This is a genomic window from Aeribacillus sp. FSL K6-3256, assembly GCF_037965805.1.
Taxonomy (GTDB): Bacteria; Bacillota; Bacilli; order Bacillales; family Aeribacillaceae; genus Aeribacillus; species Aeribacillus composti.
The window spans coordinates 557,969-579,061 of record NZ_CP150188.1 but is presented as its reverse complement, the minus strand read 5'-3'; the positions used below and the strand labels follow the sequence as shown (position 1 = coordinate 579,061).

Annotated in this window: 12 protein-coding genes; 3 read left to right on the top strand and 9 right to left on the bottom strand. The window is 32.8% G+C overall.

Annotated elements, in window-relative coordinates:
* Nucleotide 1: 1 nt before the first annotated feature.
* The 3 genes from NSQ84_RS02855 to NSQ84_RS02845 all read right to left on the bottom strand — a co-directional run bounded on the left by NSQ84_RS02855 (nucleotide 2) and on the right by NSQ84_RS02845 (nucleotide 9,145).
* On the bottom strand, nucleotides 2–787 hold the full coding sequence (locus NSQ84_RS02855; RefSeq protein ID WP_327873306.1) for an ABC transporter permease: 786 nt from the start codon (nucleotides 785–787) through the stop codon (nucleotides 2–4).
* Between the two features lie 222 nt (nucleotides 788–1,009).
* Entirely contained in the window at nucleotides 1,010–4,378 is a 3,369-nt protein-coding gene (locus NSQ84_RS02850; protein WP_339212203.1) for a glucosaminidase domain-containing protein, read from the bottom strand.
* A 531-nt stretch (nucleotides 4,379–4,909) separates the two neighbouring features.
* On the bottom strand, nucleotides 4,910–9,145 hold the full coding sequence (locus tag NSQ84_RS02845) for an alginate lyase family protein (RefSeq protein ID WP_339212202.1): 4,236 nt from the start codon (nucleotides 9,143–9,145) through the stop codon (nucleotides 4,910–4,912).
* A 293-nt stretch (nucleotides 9,146–9,438) separates the two neighbouring features.
* On the opposite strand from NSQ84_RS02845, the gene NSQ84_RS02840 reads away from it, so the two are divergent.
* Nucleotides 9,439–10,200 (top strand): DUF6270 domain-containing protein, encoded by a 762-nt coding sequence (locus NSQ84_RS02840; RefSeq protein ID WP_339212201.1) that lies wholly within the window; start codon nucleotides 9,439–9,441, stop codon nucleotides 10,198–10,200.
* 90 nt (nucleotides 10,201–10,290) lie between these two features.
* On the opposite strand, the gene NSQ84_RS02835 is transcribed toward NSQ84_RS02840, so the two are convergent.
* The 3 genes from NSQ84_RS02835 to NSQ84_RS02825 form a co-directional block, all read right to left on the bottom strand.
* Complete coding sequence (locus NSQ84_RS02835) at nucleotides 10,291–12,951, bottom strand: glycosyltransferase (RefSeq protein WP_339212200.1); 2,661 nt, start codon at nucleotides 12,949–12,951, stop codon at nucleotides 10,291–10,293.
* A gap of 1 nt (nucleotide 12,952) precedes the next feature.
* Complete coding sequence (locus tag NSQ84_RS02830) at nucleotides 12,953–13,900, bottom strand: methyltransferase domain-containing protein (protein WP_339212199.1); 948 nt, start codon at nucleotides 13,898–13,900, stop codon at nucleotides 12,953–12,955.
* A gap of 476 nt (nucleotides 13,901–14,376) precedes the next feature.
* Nucleotides 14,377–15,171: an SGNH/GDSL hydrolase family protein gene (locus NSQ84_RS02825; protein ID WP_327873663.1), complete on the bottom strand. Its 795-nt coding sequence runs from the start codon at nucleotides 15,169–15,171 to the stop codon at nucleotides 14,377–14,379.
* Between the two features lie 193 nt (nucleotides 15,172–15,364).
* Here NSQ84_RS02825 and NSQ84_RS02820 point away from each other — a divergent pair, with 193 nt between their 5' ends.
* The gene (locus NSQ84_RS02820) at nucleotides 15,365–16,315 is read left to right on the top strand and encodes a LytR family transcriptional regulator (RefSeq protein ID WP_144597217.1); all 951 of its coding nucleotides are present in this window, start codon (nucleotides 15,365–15,367) and stop codon (nucleotides 16,313–16,315) included.
* 100 nt (nucleotides 16,316–16,415) lie between these two features.
* Here the strand turns inward: NSQ84_RS02820 and NSQ84_RS02815 are convergent, their stop codons facing one another.
* Nucleotides 16,416–16,946, bottom strand: coding sequence for a competence protein ComK (locus tag NSQ84_RS02815; RefSeq protein WP_063386322.1), 531 nt, complete (start codon nucleotides 16,944–16,946; stop codon nucleotides 16,416–16,418).
* Nucleotides 16,947–17,142: 196 nt separating this feature from the next.
* Here NSQ84_RS02815 and NSQ84_RS02810 point away from each other — a divergent pair, with 196 nt between their 5' ends.
* Entirely contained in the window at nucleotides 17,143–18,003 is an 861-nt protein-coding gene (locus tag NSQ84_RS02810; protein ID WP_082829352.1) for an alpha/beta hydrolase, read from the top strand.
* Nucleotides 18,004–18,103: 100 nt separating this feature from the next.
* Here NSQ84_RS02810 and manA read toward each other — a convergent pair whose 3' ends face one another.
* Complete coding sequence (manA, locus tag NSQ84_RS02805; RefSeq protein ID WP_066247027.1) at nucleotides 18,104–19,054, bottom strand: mannose-6-phosphate isomerase, class I; 951 nt, start codon at nucleotides 19,052–19,054, stop codon at nucleotides 18,104–18,106.
* 184 nt (nucleotides 19,055–19,238) lie between these two features.
* Nucleotides 19,239–20,525 (bottom strand): dicarboxylate/amino acid:cation symporter, encoded by a 1,287-nt coding sequence (locus NSQ84_RS02800; RefSeq protein WP_327873662.1) that lies wholly within the window; start codon nucleotides 20,523–20,525, stop codon nucleotides 19,239–19,241.
* Between the last annotated feature and the right edge of the window lie 568 nt (nucleotides 20,526–21,093).

Genomic DNA, 21,093 nt, shown 5'->3' with positions numbered 1-21,093 from the left:
ATCAAATCACCTTTGCATACTCATTTTCATATTTAAATAAAATCTTTAGTGCAAAATATAACAAAATGAAGCTTATTACGATTAAGCCTCCTAATAAAAGCCATAATGGCTGCGAATGGTATAGCAAAATATTCCGGTAAGATTCAATCACGGTTGTAAATGGATTTAAATAAAAAAGACCAGCCAGTCGTTTAGGAACATCCGAAATTGTAAATAATACAGGCGAAACATAAAGAAGTACCCTTGCAATATATTGCATTAAATTTTTGATATCCCGCAAATAAACTCCTACATGGGCGAAAAGAATCATTAAAGGCAATAAAACGATCGCATGAATAACGGCGATTAAAGGATATAAAAGATACGTCCATTCAAAATCAATGCCGTAAACTACCAAAAACAACATTAACACAATACTGCTTAACAAAAATTTTATACTATTTACACATAGGCGAACTAGAATAAAAACAATTTTCGGCACATATATTTGCTTGATAATGCTAGCTTTCCCGACAATAGATGAAGTGGAATCAACTAAGCAGGCGGTTGTGAATTTAAGCGGAATTAATCCGGTAAATAAAATCACTAGATAATGCGGGCCTCCCCGCCCTAAAATAACGACAACAAGCAAATAATAAATCATCATATAAAGAATTGGATCGATAATCCACCACAAAAATCCCATATAGGTTCTTGCAACGTTCGATTTTAAATCAAAAAAAGTCAAATAACGAATCAAATCTTTATGTTCTTTAATAGAACGAATGAACTTCGCAAATACTGTCATGCAAATATCTCCTATTTCTAGAGTATTCTACACATGTAATCCAAAAAACAAACATTATTTTATCATATTTTTCAACATCTTACATTGCTTTTCCATAACAATTTTATAACAAAGGTCATAAAAGATATTATACTTAAATTTATTTCTGTTTCCAGCCAGATTTAGACCTAGTTTTTCAAATAAATCAAAAAGCATTTGCGGATTTCGCAAATGCTTTTTGATCTACTTGTATTGTGGAATATCTAAAATAAAGGTATAGTGATCCATTTTTTGATATAAATTATATATATCATATACTTGATTGTATGCCCAACGGACATCAGTTGCATATTGGTGAGTACCAGGGTTAGCTGGATTCCATCTCATTTTATATAAAGTATTTTGACCATTATGGATATAGCCTTGCCCAATAAATCTTGCTCCTCCAACTATAGCAGCTTCAGGAGTAAACCAGCCCTCTTTATACGCCCTTTCTGCACCGCATGTTTTTGCACAACCATCATAGGCTCCAATACCATACATGTTATAAACAGTTTTCCCAGGTACAGATTTTCCATCTACTTTATCAACATATATTCCATTAGCCAATTCTGAACGACCGTGACCTGTTTCTAATATCGCATGAGCGATTAAATAGATTTCATTGATAGAATATTTATTTGCTGCATCTTTGAAATATTTTCCCTTACCTTCTAAAATCCCTTCTCCTACTAAAACCTTATTTAATTCTGTAACGGAAATGTTCGTTGGTGATGATAAATCTAAAAATTGAAACTTCTGTACAGCATGATTTTTGAAGTTATTTGGATTTAGATAATATTCAACTTGTTTAGGCGGTGCCATAACCCAATAAGTTACTGGACTACGTTTATGTGCGACATATTCCCCATTACTATTTAATCTCCATGTGTTGCGATAATCTATTTCATACCATGTTTCCATCTTTTTAGTAGTAGAGTTGTACACTATTTCACTGCTTAAAATTTTGACTTTTTCATTATTAATTAAATAGCCGTTAGAAGTTGCTGCGTTTAATTGAGTGAATTTTGTTCCAGGACCACTTCTTATATTCCAATTGTTTCCTGAAACAATACCATACCCATTTTGAATTGATTTAAAAGCAGTACTTAAAACATATCCATTAATTTCCGTTGATGCTATTTGAGGCGATGCAGCCATTTGTTTCTGTAGAACTTCAGTAAAACTTCTAGAATAGGATGTATATTTCACATTTGTATCATCTTTTTTTACATATCCTACTCGGCCAGCATATATAATGCCCCACCAATTACCGTAATCAAAAGCAATTTGATAATGAGCGCCTTCAGTAATTTCACCAAAAGGTACTAATTTCCCCTGAATTTGTTTATTGTCATAAACGGTAATTGTTTTCGTTGCTGTAAAACCGCTTTTCGAATGTGTATATTGTGTATTTTCACTTGGCAGTACGACTTTTTGGGTTGGATAATTGGTCGAGCTTTTTTGCACATAACCGTAATAATCACTGAATTGGATTCTGTGCCAGTTCCCATAGTCGCTCACTCTTGGATAGATCTGGCCTTTCTTTAATTCTCCGACTTTTACTAGTTTTCCGGTACGGTTATCATAAACTGGTACATTGTCTTTAATAACTTCAAAATATCGATCATTTTTGTAAAATTCTGCTATAGCTTCTGATTTTTTCACATACCCTATACGATCACTGTATACAATCAGCCACCAATTTCCATAATCTGAAGCTATTTTGTATTCTTTACCTTTTTCAATTACACCAAATGGAACAAGCTTTCCAGAAGAGTTATCATAAACAGTTATCTTTTGAATTGGTGTTATTTTTCTGCCATTACTTTTATAAGAAGAATTCTTATTTTTAATTAATGAACCATTGGCTGGCCGTGTCGAATCCTTTCTCACATATCCGTAATAGTCGCTGAATTGAATTCTATGCCAGTTCCCATAGTCGCTTACTCTTGGGTACACTTGTCCTTTTTTGAGTTCCCCAATTTTCACAAGCTTACCTGTACGGTTGTCATAAACTGGTAGATTGTCCTCTAGAACTTCAAAATATTTATCTTGCTGACTAAACAAAAGTTGGACTTCAGATTTTCGCACGTAGCCAACACGGTCACTGAATATAATCCTCCACCAGTTTCCATAATCAGATGCAATTTTATACCCTTTTCCTTTTTCAATCGTTCCAAACGGAACAAGCTTTCCTGACGTATTGTCATAGACCGTCACATTTTCTATCGCATTAAAACTTTTACTGCTGTTTTTATAGCTTTTATTTTCATTTTTGATGGAAGTACCATTTGCGGGCTTTGTCGCGGATTTTTTTACGTAACCATAGTAATCACTAAACTGAATCCGATGCCAGTTCCCATAATCGCTTACTCTTGGATATACTTGGCCTTTTTTGAGTTCCCCAATTTTCACAAGCTTACCGGTACGGTTGTCATAAACAGGTAAATTGTCTTCTAGAACTTCAAAATATTTATCTTGCTGACTAAACAAAAGTTGGACTTCAGATTTTCGCACGTAGCCAACACGGTCACTGAATATAATCCTCCACCAGTTTCCATAATCAGATGCAATTTTATACCCTTTTCCTTTTTCAATCGTTCCAAACGGAACAAGCTTTCCTGACGTATTGTCATAGACCGTCACATTTTCTATCGCATTAAAACTTTTACTGCTATTTTTATAGCTTTTATTTTCATTTTTGATGGAAGTACCATTTGCGGGCTTTGTCGCGGATTTTTTTACGTAACCATAGTAATCACTAAACTGAATCCGATGCCAGTTCCCATAATCGCTTACTCTTGGATATACTTGGCCTTTTTTGAGTTCTCCAATTTTCACAAGTTTACCGGTACGGTTGTCATAAACAGGTAAATTGTCTTCTAGAACTTCAAAATATTTGTCATTTTTTTCGAACTTGACTGATTGTTGGACAACATCTAACGTTTTAGAATCGGCTTGATTTTGAATAGTGAAAAGACGTGCTTGACCTTTTGTTGTTTCTTCATTTTCCTGTTTGAGATCAGGATTCGCTTCTTTCGTTTGATCGCTGGTTAATTCTTGATTCTCATTGCTTTGTTCCTGTGGTGTAGATTCCTCATTTATTTCATCTTCAACTGCTTCTTGATTTGTTCCCTTTTCTGGATCATTCGTTTGTTCTGTAGACTGAGGTTGTTCCACTGTTTCGGATAGTTGATCTTTTGCTACTGCTCCTTGACGATGACCAATAATGATATAGTAGTTTTGTTCATCTTCTTCTATGATGGAATATGCCTCGCCTGCAGCGATCATTGCAATCGGACTGTTTTCTTGTCCATCCAGCACTTCTATTTCTTTTGGAAACTCTATTACATTTAAAATTTTAAAGTCTTGCAGATCAACCCAAGAAACATTGTCTACTTCTGTTAAAATCTCAACATCCTGTAAATTTACATAGGCCAAGTCGTTATTCCATTGAAAATAAACGCGATCGTTCTCCACTTTTTCGACTTGCAAAACAGTGCCTTCTAACAATTTCCCGACAATATTTTCCTTCATCCCGTAAACATCGGTTTGTTCAACTACTCGCAAATAAGATGCTTCAGCTTCATTCGTTTGGATTTCATTACTCTCCGCTATTGCCCCTGCAGGCAAAAAGAGTGAGATCAATAGTACTAGAACGGTAAAAACTGAAAAGCTACGTCTAAAAATCAATCTCTGCATTAAATTTCTCACTCCTAATTATTGGTTAACCTAGTGGCACCTTTTAGCAAAAAATATCTCTACTAAATTAAACAATTTTATACTTTTTTTCCAAAAAATATCAATATTTTTTAGAATGCATCACTCCCTTATTATTAAAATTACACAGCATACATTATATCAAAGATGCATTGGTTAAAATAAGGTTTTTCGACAATATTCTATATAAATTAGTAAAAAATTACTATAGACTTTGATTAATGCTTTAACAAAAAGGGATTGTCCAGAAAGTCAAATCCCCATTGAAAACAAAAAATCATAAATACCGATATATCAACGTTTCTAAAACATTAAAGGGGGCAGTCAATAAGCCGAAAAAACGACTTATCAGACTGCCCCATAACTTTTGTCAACTATAGATCAATGTAATATGAATTTTGTATTTATTTTGGTAGTATCGTCATTTGTAGAAATGACTAGGGTATTAATTGGTATATTATTTCCGTTTATTAATAGTTTCCAACCTAGATATTGCGGATTTTTCTGTCCTTTCACTATATTTAATTCAATTTTTGATTCACTAGTGACCTCAATAGTCGCTATTTTATTTTCATTTTTAAAAAGATAAACCTTATAAGCATTATTGTGTATTTTTTCCAGTTCAACTTCAATGCCTTCTGCCATATGCCAAAGTAATTTGTAATTATTTCTGACACTTGATTGAATCGTATCATTTACTTCAATCATTTGGTTCAATTTATCATACTGAATATCACGAATATGTTTTACATTTTTGTATCTTTCATTAACTCCTCTGACCTTAGCTTTATTTTTATCAAGTTGATAACTTTCAATATAAACTTTTTTATACTGAGAATCATGTCTCGGAAGACCTTTATCATTTACAATTAATGTGTTATGAGCAAAAGATGAATATCCGTATTCTGTAAAAGCGTTGTGATAGTCATATCCATTTGGACCTGCTTCAACAATTATGTCCGTTCCTTTAGAATAAATCCACATATTTAAATCATCTGAATGTTTATGATATCCAGTATGATAAGCAGCAGTAAAAAGAACATATGTCGAATCAGTACCTTTATTCCAAGAATCTCTGAAGATTGCATATCCTGATTTTTTAAATACCATGTCTGTTTTTGGGTGAGGTTTTCCTTTTTTTCCTGCAGAAGCAGCGAATTGGTACCACTCATTTGATTTCCATATATTTGTATCAGGCTTCAAATTATACTGTGTATCTCCTATTGCAGGGAAAAACCCATCAGGCTTTATTATAAAAGTAGAAAAATTAAACATACTATTAAATTTATTTAATAAGTAATTTGATATAGTAGTATTTCCAACATTATTGAAATATTTATAATAATTTAATACTGACTGAGCAATAATTTGATGATATATCGGGGAATGCTCTAAATGTACACCTTCAGCAGAAATAATATAATCAAAATAATTTTTTAATCTTTTTTGTGCCAGAAGCTGATAATATAAAGCATCTTGATATTCTTTAAAATATTCGCTAAAAGCTAGCAGTGCTTCATCTTGAAACATACCGTGATTCGTATTATGTGAGTAAAAAAAATCCTGAGACAATAAATCAGCATGGAAAATAATATTTTTTAATAAAATCTCTAAATCTTTTTTTGGCAAAACTGTTTTAGCATGATGGTAAAAATGAATCCATTGAACAAGTCTTCTAGCTGTTGTTTCATCATGCCAAGCCATTGTATTAGTTTTATTTGGATACGGGTTGTTGTTAATCCAGTCCTTTATTACTTTAAACCCTTTTTCCAAATACACCTTTTTTCTTGTTGCTTCATAACTCTTAATTAAATCAGATAGAAAAAAGTGTCCATTTAAAGCTCTTAAATACGATCTTCCATTTTCGCTTACTAAAGCTTTATCCCATTTAATACCATTAGGGAAATAAAAGACACCATAATTAGAAATTTGGTATCTATTTTGCAACATATTATTAGCAGATTCTAAATAATTAGTAGAAGGCAGTATATAAAATTGGGTAATGTTATCATTGGCTTTATTATTACAGTCTTTTAAATTAATACATCTACTTATATAGAAATTATTTAGTTCAGCAACTGTAAATACCTTTTTAGATGACACCTCTTTTTTACTTACGTATCCAATTCTTCCTGAATAAATAATGCCCCACCAATTACCATAATTAAATGCTATTGAATAACTAACTGCCTCTTCAATCTCTCCAAACTTCACCAGTTTCCCCGAAGTATTATCATAGACATTTATTTTTTTAGTTGTAATAAACCTACTATTTAAATTTTTATATTTTCTATTTTCACTCGGCAATACTACTTTTTTTGTTGGATAATTTGTAGAGCTTTTTCGAACATAACCGTAATAATCGTTAAATTGGATTTTGTGCCAATCCCCATAATCGCTTACACGAGGATAAATTTGACCTTTTTCCAATTCTCCAACCTTTATTAATTTACCCATACGATTATCATAAATTGGTACATTATTCTCTATTACTTCAAAATACTTATCAAATTTATAGAATTCTGCAATTGCTTCACTTTTTTTAACATATCCGACACGATCACTGTAAACAATCTGCCACCAATTCCCATAATCAGAGGTTACTTTATACACTTTTCCCTTTTCAATTACTCCAAACGGTACCAATTTCCCATAGCTATTATCATATACCACTGTCTTACGAATTGGTGTTATTCTTCTTCCATTATTTTTAAACGAAACATTCTTATTTTTTATGATAGAACCATCTGCAGGTTGTGTCGATGACTTTTTCACATATCCATAATGATCACTAAATTGAATTCTATGCCAATTTCCATAATCACTTACTCTTGGGTACACTTGACCCTTTTTCAATTCTCCAATTTTTATCATTTTCCCAGATCGATTGTCATAGACAGGGAGATTATCTTCCATCACTTTAAAGTATTTATCATATTGACTAAACGTCGGTTGAACATCCAATTTTTTGATATATCCGATGCGATCGCTGTAAATAATCTTCCACCAATTCCCATAATCGGAGACTATCCTATAGTCTTTCCCTTTTTCAATTGTTCCAAATGGAACTAGTTTCCTTGACGAATTATCATAAACAATCACATTTTTTAAAGCTTTCACACTTTGACTGCTGTTTTTATAGCCTTTGTTTTCATTTTTGATCAATGATCCACTTGCCGGTTTTGTTGAAGACTTTCGCACATACCCATAGTGATTACTGAATTGAATCCGATGCCAGTCCCCATAGTCGCTTACTCTTGGATATACTTGACCTTTTTTTAATTCTCCAATTTTGACAAGTTTTCCTGTACGGTTATCATATACAGGTATATTATCCTGTGTTGTTTGGAAATATTTATAATGTTGGCCAAAATGTATTTGAACCTCTGATTTCTTAATATACCCGATTCGATCACTAAATATAATTCTCCACCAATTCCCATAATCGGAGACTATCCTATAGTCTTTCCCTTTTTCAATTGTTCCAAATGGAACTAGCTTTCCTGAATTATTTTCATATACTATCACTTTTTTTAAAGTCTTTACACTTTGACTACTGTTCTTGTAGCCTTTGTTTTCATTTTTGATTAACGATCCTCTTATCGGTTTTGTTGAAGACTTTCGCACATACCCATAGTGATTACTGAATTGAATCCGATGCCAGTCCCCATAGTCGCTTACTCTTGGATATACTTGACCTTTTTTTAATTCTCCAACCTTTACTAATTTTCCAGTTCGATTGTCATATACCGAAAGATCGTTTTCCAACACCTCAAAATACTTATCATTATGGCTAAACTGATATTGTGTTTTGGTTTTTTCTTTTTCATTTCTTTCATCCGTTTTAAGTTGTCTTTCCGTTAACTCAGATTTATTATAATCACTAATTTTTTTCTTTTCTTCATCTGTTGGTTGAGAATCTCCATTTTTCGTCTGACTGTTTTTCTCTTCCACACTTCCTTGATTAGATTCTTTCTTTTCTTTGTCCTCTTCTATTTGTGGTTGGTCTTCTTCGCTTGATGGTAAAACTTCTGAGCTATCGTTGACATCTAATTGATCTTCAATTTCTTGTTGATTTTCAACAATTCCATCATTCAATTGGGCTTCTGACTTTTTTACATATCCAATCCGATCACCAAAAATTATTCTCCACCAATTTCCATATTCCGAAACAATTTTATAATTTACTTCTTTTTCAATTAGGGCAAATGGGACAAGCTCACCGGAAGTATTATCATAAACAACAGCTTCTTTTAAGGTTTTAACACTTTGATTGCTGTTTTCAAATGATTCATTTTTATTTTTTATTTTGAATCCGTTTGTTGGCTTTGTATTAATTTTCTCTACATACGCATAATAATCGCTAAACTGTATTTGATACCAATCCTCATTACCATTGACAAAAGGAAAAATTTGGCCCTTTTTTAATTCCCCGATTTTTATTAATTCTCCTGTATTATTTTTATAAACCGGAACATTTTCTTCAATAACCTCAAAATATTGTTCGGAGGTACTGTGTGCTTTTATAGAAATGGAACCATTAGGAAAAATAATAGAAATGACTAATGAAAAAATTAATAAAAAATGTATCTTTCGACGAACGTTAAAACCTCGCAACTTTTGTTCTCCTCTCGTTTGTTTAGCAAATTTATATGACCAGTCTACGTGAACAAGTAACAAATATGTATAGCAGAATGTAATTTTGAAAGGGCAAATAATTACAAATATAAAATAACATATAAAATTGTATAAAACTACTAATTATTTATAATTTTAGAAAATAGAAAATACCTTATATTTATTATTGACTGGTTAAAAAATTTCCTAAAAAAAAGAGAGATTTTTAAATTCAATAGATTTTAAAATATATATAATTAATTCATAATTATAAATGAGGAAGGTGATTAATTATGACAGTAAAAATAGATATTTTGGGCAGCTGTGTTACTAGAGATGCACTTAATTTTTCTGAAAAATATGAGATCGGCCGCTATTATGCACGGACATCTTTAGTCAGTATTTACTCTAAACCAATTAATATAGAAATCGAAAAAATTGAGTTGCCTTCGAAATTTCAACAAAGAATGGTTTATTTTGATCTGACAAAAAATTTTCAACAATATATAAAACAAATTAAATCTGATTTTCTAATTATTGATTTTATTGATGAAAGATACAATATTTTGAGAATGGGAGACTCATATTTTACAGAGTCTAACGAGTATAAAAAATCGAATTTGAATTTGCATGCAAAACGGATAAGTAAGGAAGAAAAATTACAGTTGTGGAAACAAAGTGCTCTTAAGTTTATAAAAAATATCAAATCAACATTCAAACCGGAATCTGTCATACTTCACAAAGCTTTTTGGCAAGAAAAATATTATGATAAAAATAGGGAATTACGTTATTTTGAAAATTATCCTATCAATGAAAACAACGAAATTCTTAAAATGTACTATGATTTTATTGAGGAAAACTTGCCAAACATCAACGTAATTGAATTAAACGGTTTTGCATCAGATGAAAAACATCAATGGGGCTTATCACCTTTTCATTATGAGGAAAGTTATTATAAAACCTTTATTGAAAAACTTGATTTTATTATAGAGAAACAAATCAAAACGAATAATTCCACTACCATTTTTTCAAAATGGTTAAAAAAAATAATTTAACTGCTCCTTTGGTCTTTATACCTCTTATAATTATTTTTTGCACGCTTCTCCCAATTTGTATCGAGAGATAGCGTGCAATTTTGCTGACTGTTACAGAGCAAATATTCTTTTTTTACCAACTTTTAACGTATTCAATATTTCAGGATCAATTTTTTTAATATCGATATCCTGTAAATATATGTTCAAAATATTTCTTAAAATTTTAATTGCTTCATCTCTTTCTTCTGGATTAATTTTTTTCAACTTTTCCAAATACCAATTTTTAAAATAATAGTTAAATCGAACATTAATATAGTCTTCTATTAATCCTTCAACTTTTAAATAATTATATTTTTCTTTCTCAAGAGATTGGTATTTTTTAAAGAAATTAAGATTTATGCTATTAACTGTAGAGCCTTTTACTCCTGCATAGTATATATGAATAATTTTATCAATAACTTTAAATTTTTTCGCATTAGTAATTAATTGAAAATAAAATAATGTATCTTCTCCAATAGCACCGGGTATCATTTTCAAATTATTTTTTATAAGAAGGTCTTTTTTAACCATCAATGCCTGAATACTTTGGGCTTTAAAAAAAGTTTGTTTTAAAAATTCTTTTGAATCTTTAATTTCAAATTCAGTTTTACCGTTGCATAATTTTACAACAGATTTATAATAATCAAAATTACTTGTTTTAGTATCTAATTTTTTAATATCACCAACAACTAAATCGTAATCATTTTTGCTTAAAATTTTATATAACTCATAATAGCCATCATTAACTGCTTCATTATCAGGATCTAGAAAAGTTATATAATTCGTTGTGGCTAGTTCAATCCCTTTATTTCTTGGTCTAGAAGCACTTCCGCTTCCACCGTCATTGAATCTATATACATTTACATTATCATATAAACGTTCTAGTCTTTGAACTATTTTTATAGTCCGATCATCTGTCGAACCATCATCTACAATTATGATTTCCATATTTTTGAACATCGAAGACCTTCTCAAGCTCATAAAGCACTTTCCGTATAAATGTTCTCCATTATTATAAACCGGAATAATTACTGAGAACTTATAATCTTGTTTCTCAATATTAATTCTAAATTGATCATTTTCGGATATTTCCAGGCTATCAATACTATAACCATTTTCGCATTCCAATTCGCCTTCAAGTGATAACAAATCATTAACATTAAATTTTTTAACATCAAATACAGTACGATATTTATCCCTAATTATATTTATATAGTTATTTTCTACCCCGCTTACTTTATTTCCATCTTTATAATAACTATCTTTTGTTATATATGAAGAGTTTGTATATTTAAACCCATTCACCAAATCTTCCAAATAATATTCTCCATAAAAATATTTCTCATTAAAGAAAGTAATATAATCAAAATTGTTATCCTCAGTTAACTCATCAATAGTTACTAATTTTTTATATGGGTACGTCTGCCTTTCAAATGAATCTAAAATATGTTTATTTTTTTCATTTGCAACTACAGCAACAGTTCTTTTTGGAATTTCAAATTGCTGAAAACCTATTTTTTGCAACAAATAACTTATGCGATGGAAAGTTGTGTGCTCTCTTAAAACTTTTCTTACACCATCCATTTGCAGCATATATAGTTCAATATCTGTTAAGCTATTCATAATAAACTTAACTTCTTCTTTATCATGAACGATAAATATATTAGGAAACAAAAAATTCATCCCTAAACTATAATTGGAAAGAATTAAATTCCCCATTGCTTGCATTTCAAAAACTCTATTTGCAAACATGGACTCGCTATATTTTACAGTATTTAAGTTAATTGCCCAAATATACATTTTAAGTAGACTTTGAAGGTCTTCATGTTCCATACTTGGCGATATATATTTCAAGTATTTTACTGGGAAAAAATACTGCTCCAAATTTAACCAGTAATTTCTATCAATAATTTTCAAATGATGACCAGCCTCTATAACTCCATCAAATATAGTCGTTGTATCATGCTGCCTATGAGGGTACTTGTTATACCATGATCCAGCAAAAAGCGCTCCATCATATTTTTTTACAGATGTAATACCGATCGGATTATTATATACCGGATTGACTCCAAACTCCAGGACAAAAACATTATTATTTTTACAATCCCTCTTATAATCGTCAACTTTTTCTGCAGCAGTTGTAAAGATATAATCGCATTTTTGAGCAATATCAACAAAATACTCGTAATTTGTCGGATCTTCTTTTGAATAAAACACTATTTTTACGCCTTGTTTTTTAAAAAAATCTATTACTTGAAAAATATCTTTTCTAACTTTTGATATCTTAGGATTTCCCAACCCTTTCCAATCATTTTCCAATCCCTTCCATGCAGTAGCTATAAGCAGTATATCAAGTTTACCTTCTAATTCATGATATTTTTCTCTATGAACATAATAAAAATTTGCAATATCCTTAAAAGAATTAAATAGAAATTCATCAGCAATGATCCCAATATTAACGTTAAATTTTTCAAAAAAAGAACTTCCATTTGAGGCAGGAATTAAACTTTTTTGATTTTTAACTTCATTTACAAAATTTATATCTGCAAATTTATCACGCAACTCAATATATTCATTTTTGTTAGTGCTATTAATATTATCTACATTTGGAGAAATATTTAAATTTACGACTACACCGAAATTTTTTTCTAAATATTGTATTTCATCTTTTATATTATTTAACAAAACACCCTTTTTGGTTCGAATTTGTCGCAATAAATCTGTGAGATCCATGTCAAATTCTCCTTTTTTTATTCCTCATATTCCAGTATTTAATTTGAAATTTGCCTAACTTTGAATTTCTTAAGTTATCATATAATTTTTGGATTTTATCTTTTTCATCCATTAATTTTTTATAATTATTTATTAATTCTTCTTGTTTACTATATGCATTGTAAAGTTCTTCTTGAATTTTAATTTTTTCTTTCTTTTCCTCAATATATTTATTTTTATAATCATTTGAGGCTGGTTCTTTTTGTTTCTTAACGTTTTCAAGCTGCTCTGTTAGTTTACTTACCTTTCTTCTTAATTCAGCTACTTCGTTATTTAACGTTCTTTCAACATCAAAAAATCCAGCTTCAAGTTTCTCAAGAACTTTCAGGTCAATTTTTAATGCTTCTTTATTTTTTCTATATATAACTCCAATCCATTTTCCGAATAAGGTAATATTCTCAATTCCAAATGAATTGATTTGTAATTCCAAAAAATCTTTAAAATAAAATGTTCTTTTATGATCGATGTAATCGTTAATACCAAAAGGAGTTGTCACAATAATTAAACCTTCATCTTTAATGAGATTTGTCGTTTTTTCAAAAAAAGTGTTTATATCGGATATATGTTCCAGCACTTCTCCTAAAATAATAACATCAAATTTCTTTTCAAATTCTTTTAAAAAAAAATTACAATGTTCAAATTTCACATGTTTTTTTGTTTCTTCTTCTTCCTTCTCTAGATTTTTCAAAGCATCCTGAATGGCAGAACTAGAATAATCAATTCCTAATACATTTTTACCTTCTCTACCAAGCAGAATGGATGTAATCCCTTGTGAACATCCTACATCCAAAATTTCTTGCCCTTTAACATTTTTAACTATCCAATGAATTCTTTCCCTAACCTTTTCACCAAATGAAGCTCCTAATTCATTATGGTAAGCGTCGTATATTTTATCACGTATTTTATCCAACACTATTCCTCCCTAAAACACAAAAGTATTCTTAATCAAAAATTTTACATACATCTATAAAAAACATTATTAACAAATTCTCTTGTAATTATAATAAATTTAAGATAGCTCAAAATAAAAACAAATATTTTTAAAAAGTTATATTCTTTTTCTTGCAGAACAAAAAATCTAGAGACCTATTTATAAAATTTAAATATTTTCAGACCCTTACATTGCTCACACTACTCATTTTATTTTATATAATTTATCTATTTAAACAAGAAATTTTTAGACACCAATGTAAATTTTATGCATCCTACTACTTCTTATTTTAGCAGTGTGTTCAAATTTTCAAGATTAAAATTTCGACTTAATTTTTAATAATATCAATATAATAAAATAAACACCCAATAATTATTTCCCAGAAAATTTTCGTTTTTCCGCGTGTTTTGACGGCAAACAGCAAATTTTCCACATGGGCAAAGGAGAATGGACGATCATTGTCCGTCCTTTGCGACAAAATATTTAATTAAATACTCTCCCCATACCTGATTTCCTTTTTCGCTCGGTTTGGATCGGTCTTCTGTAACGTATTGCTTCAATTGCTCGTCTTCCTTATCCGGCCAATTTTCCCAATGGTTTAAATATGTAAAATGGTTTTCTTCGGCATATTGTTTGAGCGCATCTACTTCCTTAGGATAAAATTTTGCACCAAAGAGCGGGTGTGCAGGCTGCAGCATAATCGATACGTCAGGATTTGCTTCTTGAATTTTCCGCAAGATGTCCGTAATGTTGCTTAGAGTATTGTCAATGCCGACAACGCCGTTATCATTCAAAATAAACGGCTCGAAAAGGAGGATGTCAGGCTTTTTGTCTGCAATTTTTTTATATAATTTTTTATTCAATACACTATGCGTTGTCTCCTCGGCATCGGAAACAATCGTGATGTTAAAGAGCTCATCTCCATATGCAGAAAGAAGCTCCTTTTTCAGTTTTTCCGGCCACCCATTTTGATCGGAAGGAACGGATTCAGATCCCCAAATTACAAAGTTCAATTGTTTCTTTTCTTTTAATGCTGTTTTGATTTTTTTCTGAACATCCTCCGGTAAATTTTTGGCGTAGTCCTCTCGTGTATCATTTTGTTTACTATTGTCTTCCTTTATATTTTCTGCAGATGATTCCACAGAAGCAGCTGTCGGTTTTGAAATTTTCTGTTTCCAATAAAAATGGCCGACAATAATTGACGCTATACATAAAACGACAACATTACTAACAATAATCCTTTTTTTCACAGATAATCCTCCAAACGACAAATTTCTCACTTTATTATAGCGGAAAATGCCCTGCCGTTCCATGCTGTCAATTCATTTTTTCAAGCGGTGCTGACAAGTGTATACGAAAATATTTTCCTCACAAATATATTGTCTTAATAGAATTGGAAACTTATAATCAGATTAGATAAATTTAGTAATGAGGGATGGAATTATGAGATCAGATAGACAGAGAAAAAAGAGAAAGAAATGGCTCTGGATTTTGTTATCAGTCATTGGAGTTTTCATTATTGCCACGGGATCCTATGCCTTTTACATTTGGAACAAAGCACAATCGACCATTGCCAACATTCAAGAAAACATCGGGCGGGATAAATCAGACAAACGCGATCAGCAAGTCAACTTTAAAAATCGCGATCCTATTTCCATATTGCTGATGGGTGTTGATGAAAGAAAAGGAGACCGAGGACGGTCTGATTCGCTCATTTTGATGACAGTCAATCCAAAAGAACAGTCAATGGAAATGGTCAGCATTCCCCGCGATACAAGAACAGAAATTGTCGGAAAAGGCATTCAAGACAAAATTAACCACGCCTACGCTTTCGGCGGAACAGAAATGGCTATTAAAACGGTTGAAAATTTCTTAGATGTGCCGGTTGATTATTTTGTCAAAGTGAATATGGAAAGCTTTCGCGATATTGTCGATGCAGTCGGCGGTGTGACGGTTGAAAATGATTTAGATTTCACTTACGAGGGCTACCATTTTGAAAAAGGAACCATTCACTTGGATGGCAAAAAAGCTCTTGCGTATTCAAGAATGCGATATGATGATCCAAGGGGCGATTTCGGCCGCCAGGAAAGACAGCGGCAAATTATTGAGGCGGTTATTGAAAAGGGAGCAAGCATTACATCCATTACAAAATTTGGAGAAATGTTTAAAGTCATTGAAAACAATGTAAAAACAAATCTTACATTTGATGAAATGTGGGCAATTCAAGAAAATTACAAAGATGCCCGAAAAAATGTCATTCAGCATCAAATAAAAGGGAGCGGAAAAAAAATTAACGGCATTTACTACTATATTGTGCCTGAAGATGAACGTCTTTCCCTTTCCAACGAGCTGAAAAAACATTTGGAATTAAAGAAGGAAACCGCTGAAAAATAAAAAATAGTGCGGCAGTTCACCATTCGACCGCATTTTTATAAGAACTGCCGCCATTCCCTATAATAAAAAATCCCCGCAAGCCTAGAATAATTCAGCAGCATTATGATTTTCGTTTACAATCATAACAAGATGGCTTCTCATATAAAATAAAGGAATGGTATTCCTTCCCCTCATTGATCCTTCTCTTATATGTATCATTGATATGAGACGCACTTTTCATTTTGTTGTAAATGATACTCATATGCTTCTCCACTACTACTTTCTCATGATTGATTAAAACGATTGTTGAATGCTTTCCTTTTGAAACGACATGTCGAATAGCCGAATGCGCAATCCATTGGCAGTCTAAATGCTCCATTGATTTAGTAGGGAAAAAACAAAGATCGAGGACAGGAATGCATACAGGAAGCATACGTTGGTGCGGCAGAATTTTCTTAGCTGCGTCTATGATGCCTTTAAGAGACACACCGTAATAGCTGCAGCTCTCTGCCAAAAGGTCTTTCGGCCTCTCTTTCACAAGATACTTTTCATACTTCTCAATAACAATTGTCCAACATTCTCCATACTTATTAAAATAAGGAAGCAATGCTAGCGTGTCACAAGTTAAAATATAATTTTTGACCTGCTCCACTCTTTCACCCCTTTTTCTTCACTATTTGACAATCCTTGCATGACATTAGACTTTTTTACCAGTTCTTTCGATGTATATTATACACGAATTTCAAGAAAATTTGGTAAATTTCTAAACTTTTTTGTAAAAAAAGAAAAAAATTCCATGATAAAACCAAAAAATTAGTATAATATTATCATTACGAGGTGAACTTATCGTGAGAAAAAAATCGACGATGGGGCGAATGGCATCTATTTTTTTATTTACGTTTTTTCTTTTAAGCGTTTTTTTTATTACGTGGCGCTCGAAGCATGTCGATTCAAACGACTCTTTTGCAAGCATTGAACCTCAAATTCCGACCATCTTTGTCCATGGCTATAAAGGAACAATGCGCTCGTTCCAACATATGCTGCATCGTTTTGAATATGATTACCGCTGGGGAACAAAATCAATGGTCATTCGAGTTGACCGCATGGGCATTGTCCATATTTCCGGAACAATCCCACAAAACTTAAAAAATCCTTTTATACAAATTGTTTTTGAGGAAAACCGCACAAGTATTGAGGAAACGGCAAATTCTCTGAAAAAGGCAATGCGCTTATTAAAAGAAAACTATTCGGTAGACGAGCTATACATTGTGGCTCATTCGATGGGAGGACTCGTTTCGACAAAATATATCGAGGACACGAACAACTTGAAGGATTACCCGATTGTCCGCAAAATGGTGGTCATAGGCAGCCCGTTTCAAGGAATAGAACAGGAATCTTACCATAAGCTAAATACAGGTAAAGCAATCATTGATTTAAAACCAGATTCTCATGCTTTACTAGAAATATTGAACAACCGGGATCAATTTTCTAAAAAAACGAAAGTTCTCAATATCGCAGGGATCAATCCCGAGTATAAAGACAGTGATGGAGTTGTCTCCATCCAGAGCGCTCTCAGCGCTAGAAATATTGTTCCGTTAGAAAATTATCATGAAATCATTGTTAAAGATAAACTTGCCACACACAGCGGTCTTCATGAGCATCCGAAAGTGGACAAGTATATCGGCGAATTTCTATGGGGGTACAATTGAGTTGGGGAAAGTATTTCTTCAACCGAATGACCTTTTTTCAATAAAAACCCCGATTCTTCTCCCTCCTTTAAAAGGAGAAAGAAGAGTCGGGATAAATGTTTTATACATGAGATACAATGAGAACACATTTTCCTTTTATTGCGAAATCGCCTGTTTGGTTCGGCAAAATAAAATGAGCCCCTTTTTTTAATGTGTATGAACGGCCATCATGAGTAAGCTCCCCGTCTCCCTCAATCACGCTTGCAAGAAGGAACGGATGATTTTGAACAAACTTCCCTTCGCCGTCAATCTCCCATTTGTAAACTGAAAAAAATTCGTTTTTGATAAATGTGGTAATCGTTGCTCCTTCCTTTACTTCCACAGAACGTTCAATCGTGTAATCTTTATGAGGAACAGTCGCCACCTCTATCGCTTGTTTCAAATGCAATTCTCTTTTATTTCCGTTTGCATCTACACGGTCGTAATCATACACTCTGTAAGTCGTATCAGAACTTTGCTGCGTTTCAAGGATGAGCGTTCCTTTGCAGATGGCGTGGATGGTGCCGCTCGGAACATAAAAGAAGTCGCCCGGTTTTATTTTTACTCTTCTCAGCAATTGATCCCATTTTCCGCTTTGAATCATGGATACGAGCTCTTCTTTCGTTTTGGCATGATGACCGTAAATGATTTCCGCATTTTCTGAGCAGTCAATGATATACCAGCACTCCGTTTTTCCTAATTCACCATTTTCGTGCTTTTTTGCATATTCATCATCTGGATGCACTTGCACGGACAAATCGTTGTTTGCATCAAGAATTTTCGTTAAGAGAGGAAATCGATCCCCTTTTATTCCGCCGAACAATTCTCGATGGTTGTCCCATAATTCACCCAATGTTTTTCCTTTAAACTTTCCTTCTGCTACAATGCTTTGACCATGCGGATGGGCAGAAATCGCCCAGCATTCTCCTGTTGTCTCCGTTGGAATTTTGTAATGAAAATGAGTGCGAAGGTTTGTTCCACCCCAAATTCGATCTTTAAAAACAGGCTTTAAAAAAATTGGAGACTGCACCACCTTGTTCCACTCCCTTTCTGCAATAATTTCCCCATTATTTATATTAAGCAGTTCTTGAAATTTTTTCACCTTTTTTCATTTTTTATACAGAGCTCGCTGAAGAGAAACCTTCAATATCAAAACAGAAAAGGATGCCGAATTCTTTCAACATCCTTTCTTTTTGATTTGTTATCAAATTTTCGGATCACTGTTCGTTAGCATATACAGTGCCAGTCGCCTGACTGGAAACCTGCTCTTCTTGAGAAGCTTTTTCCGGATGAAACTCTCCTTCCATTTTTGACACAACAACTGTTGCGACACCGTTTCCAATTAAATTCGTAATCGCACGGGCTTCTGACATAAATCGGTCAACACCGATGAGAAGTGCGATTCCTTCAACCGGAACCATTGGAAATGCAGCCAAAGTAGCGGCTAATGTAATAAATCCAGAACCAGTCACACCTGCAGCGCCTTTTGAAGTCAGCATTAAAATTCCAAGTAGAGTCAGTTCCTGCCAAATGGTTAAATCGACCCCATATGCCTGTGCAATAAAGATAGCCGCCATTGACAAATAAATCGACGTTCCATCTAGGTTAAAAGAATACCCAGTCGGAACAACAAGACCAACAACAGACTTAGAACATCCGTACTTCTCAAGCTTTTCCATCAATTTTGGCAATGCGGATTCAGAGGAGGAAGTTCCTAACACAAGCAATATTTCTTCCTTTATATATGCGATAAATTTTAAAATGCTGAACCCGTAAAATTTTGTGATCAGTCCCAACACGATCACGATAAATAAGAACATCGTCATGTAGACAGAGGCCATTAATTTTCCTAAAGACACAAGCGATCCCAGACCGAAATTTCCGATTGTATAGGCCATTGCACCAAAAGCCGCAATCGGTGAAATTTTCATAACCATATTTACGATGCCAAAAAAGATATTTGTCAATTGTTCAAACAAATTGATAACAGGTTTTGCTTTTTCCCCTAGTCTTGCCGCTGCTAATCCGAAAAGGACTGCGAAGAATAAAATCGGCAAGAGTTCTCCATTCGCAAGCGCTCCCACAGCATTTTCTGGCACAATGCTCATGATAAAGTCTAAAGCACCGTGACTTGTTTCCTCTGCTTGTTTCGTATATTGAGAAATATCGCTTCCTTGCACACTATCGGTGTTAAAGCCCTCACCTGGCTTCATAATGTTTACGACAAAGATCCCGATAGCAAGAGCAATCGTCGTAACAATTTCAAAATAGATCAGAGCTTTCCCGCCGATCCTGCCTACTTTTTTCAGATCACCCATCGATCCGATGCCGATGACAACGGTGAAAAATACAATTGGTGCAATCACCATTTTCACTAGTTTAATAAAAATATCTGCCAAAATCTTTAATTTTGCCCCGAACTCAGGGAATAAAAATCCAACTGTAATCCCTAAAATGATACCGATAATAACTTGTACAGTCAGGTTTTTAAAGTTTATTCGCATCTATCTCTCTCCTTTCCCCTTTGATAACGTTTTCAAACGTCCGTACATTTATGTTAATAGAATGTTCAAAAAGTTTTAATATTATGGTTTTATTAATCTTTTTGTTCTTTTTGGTCTCAAAATTAATTTGAATGGCCAAAAATGAGAAAGGATCAGCACCTCCCTAGTCATTCTGGGAAACAGAAGCGGAAACTCTTAATAGATTAATTTTTGCTTTTCAACTACTCCCACTTAAAGTCTAACGAGCTTGTCACTCCAAAGAAACGTAAACGGTTTGCTCTCCTTCCTTAACAGAGTGCCCAACGACTCTCATGCTTCAGCCGTAACTCCAACGATGACCATTTTCATAACCGATTGTCCATTTGTAACCCCAAAAAAATCAAAACACAACGGGCGATAGACCATGAGATCGAGTTTCCTTATGATCTCGTTTCAAATATATAGACAGCACATAATTAGCTGAAAGGAGGTATTTCAGCCATTTTAATGTCTGTACAGCCGCTGTGATGTGCATGTACTTTATCTTAACCACCGAATCCTCATTGGGCTATTTCATGAGGTGTTTCCA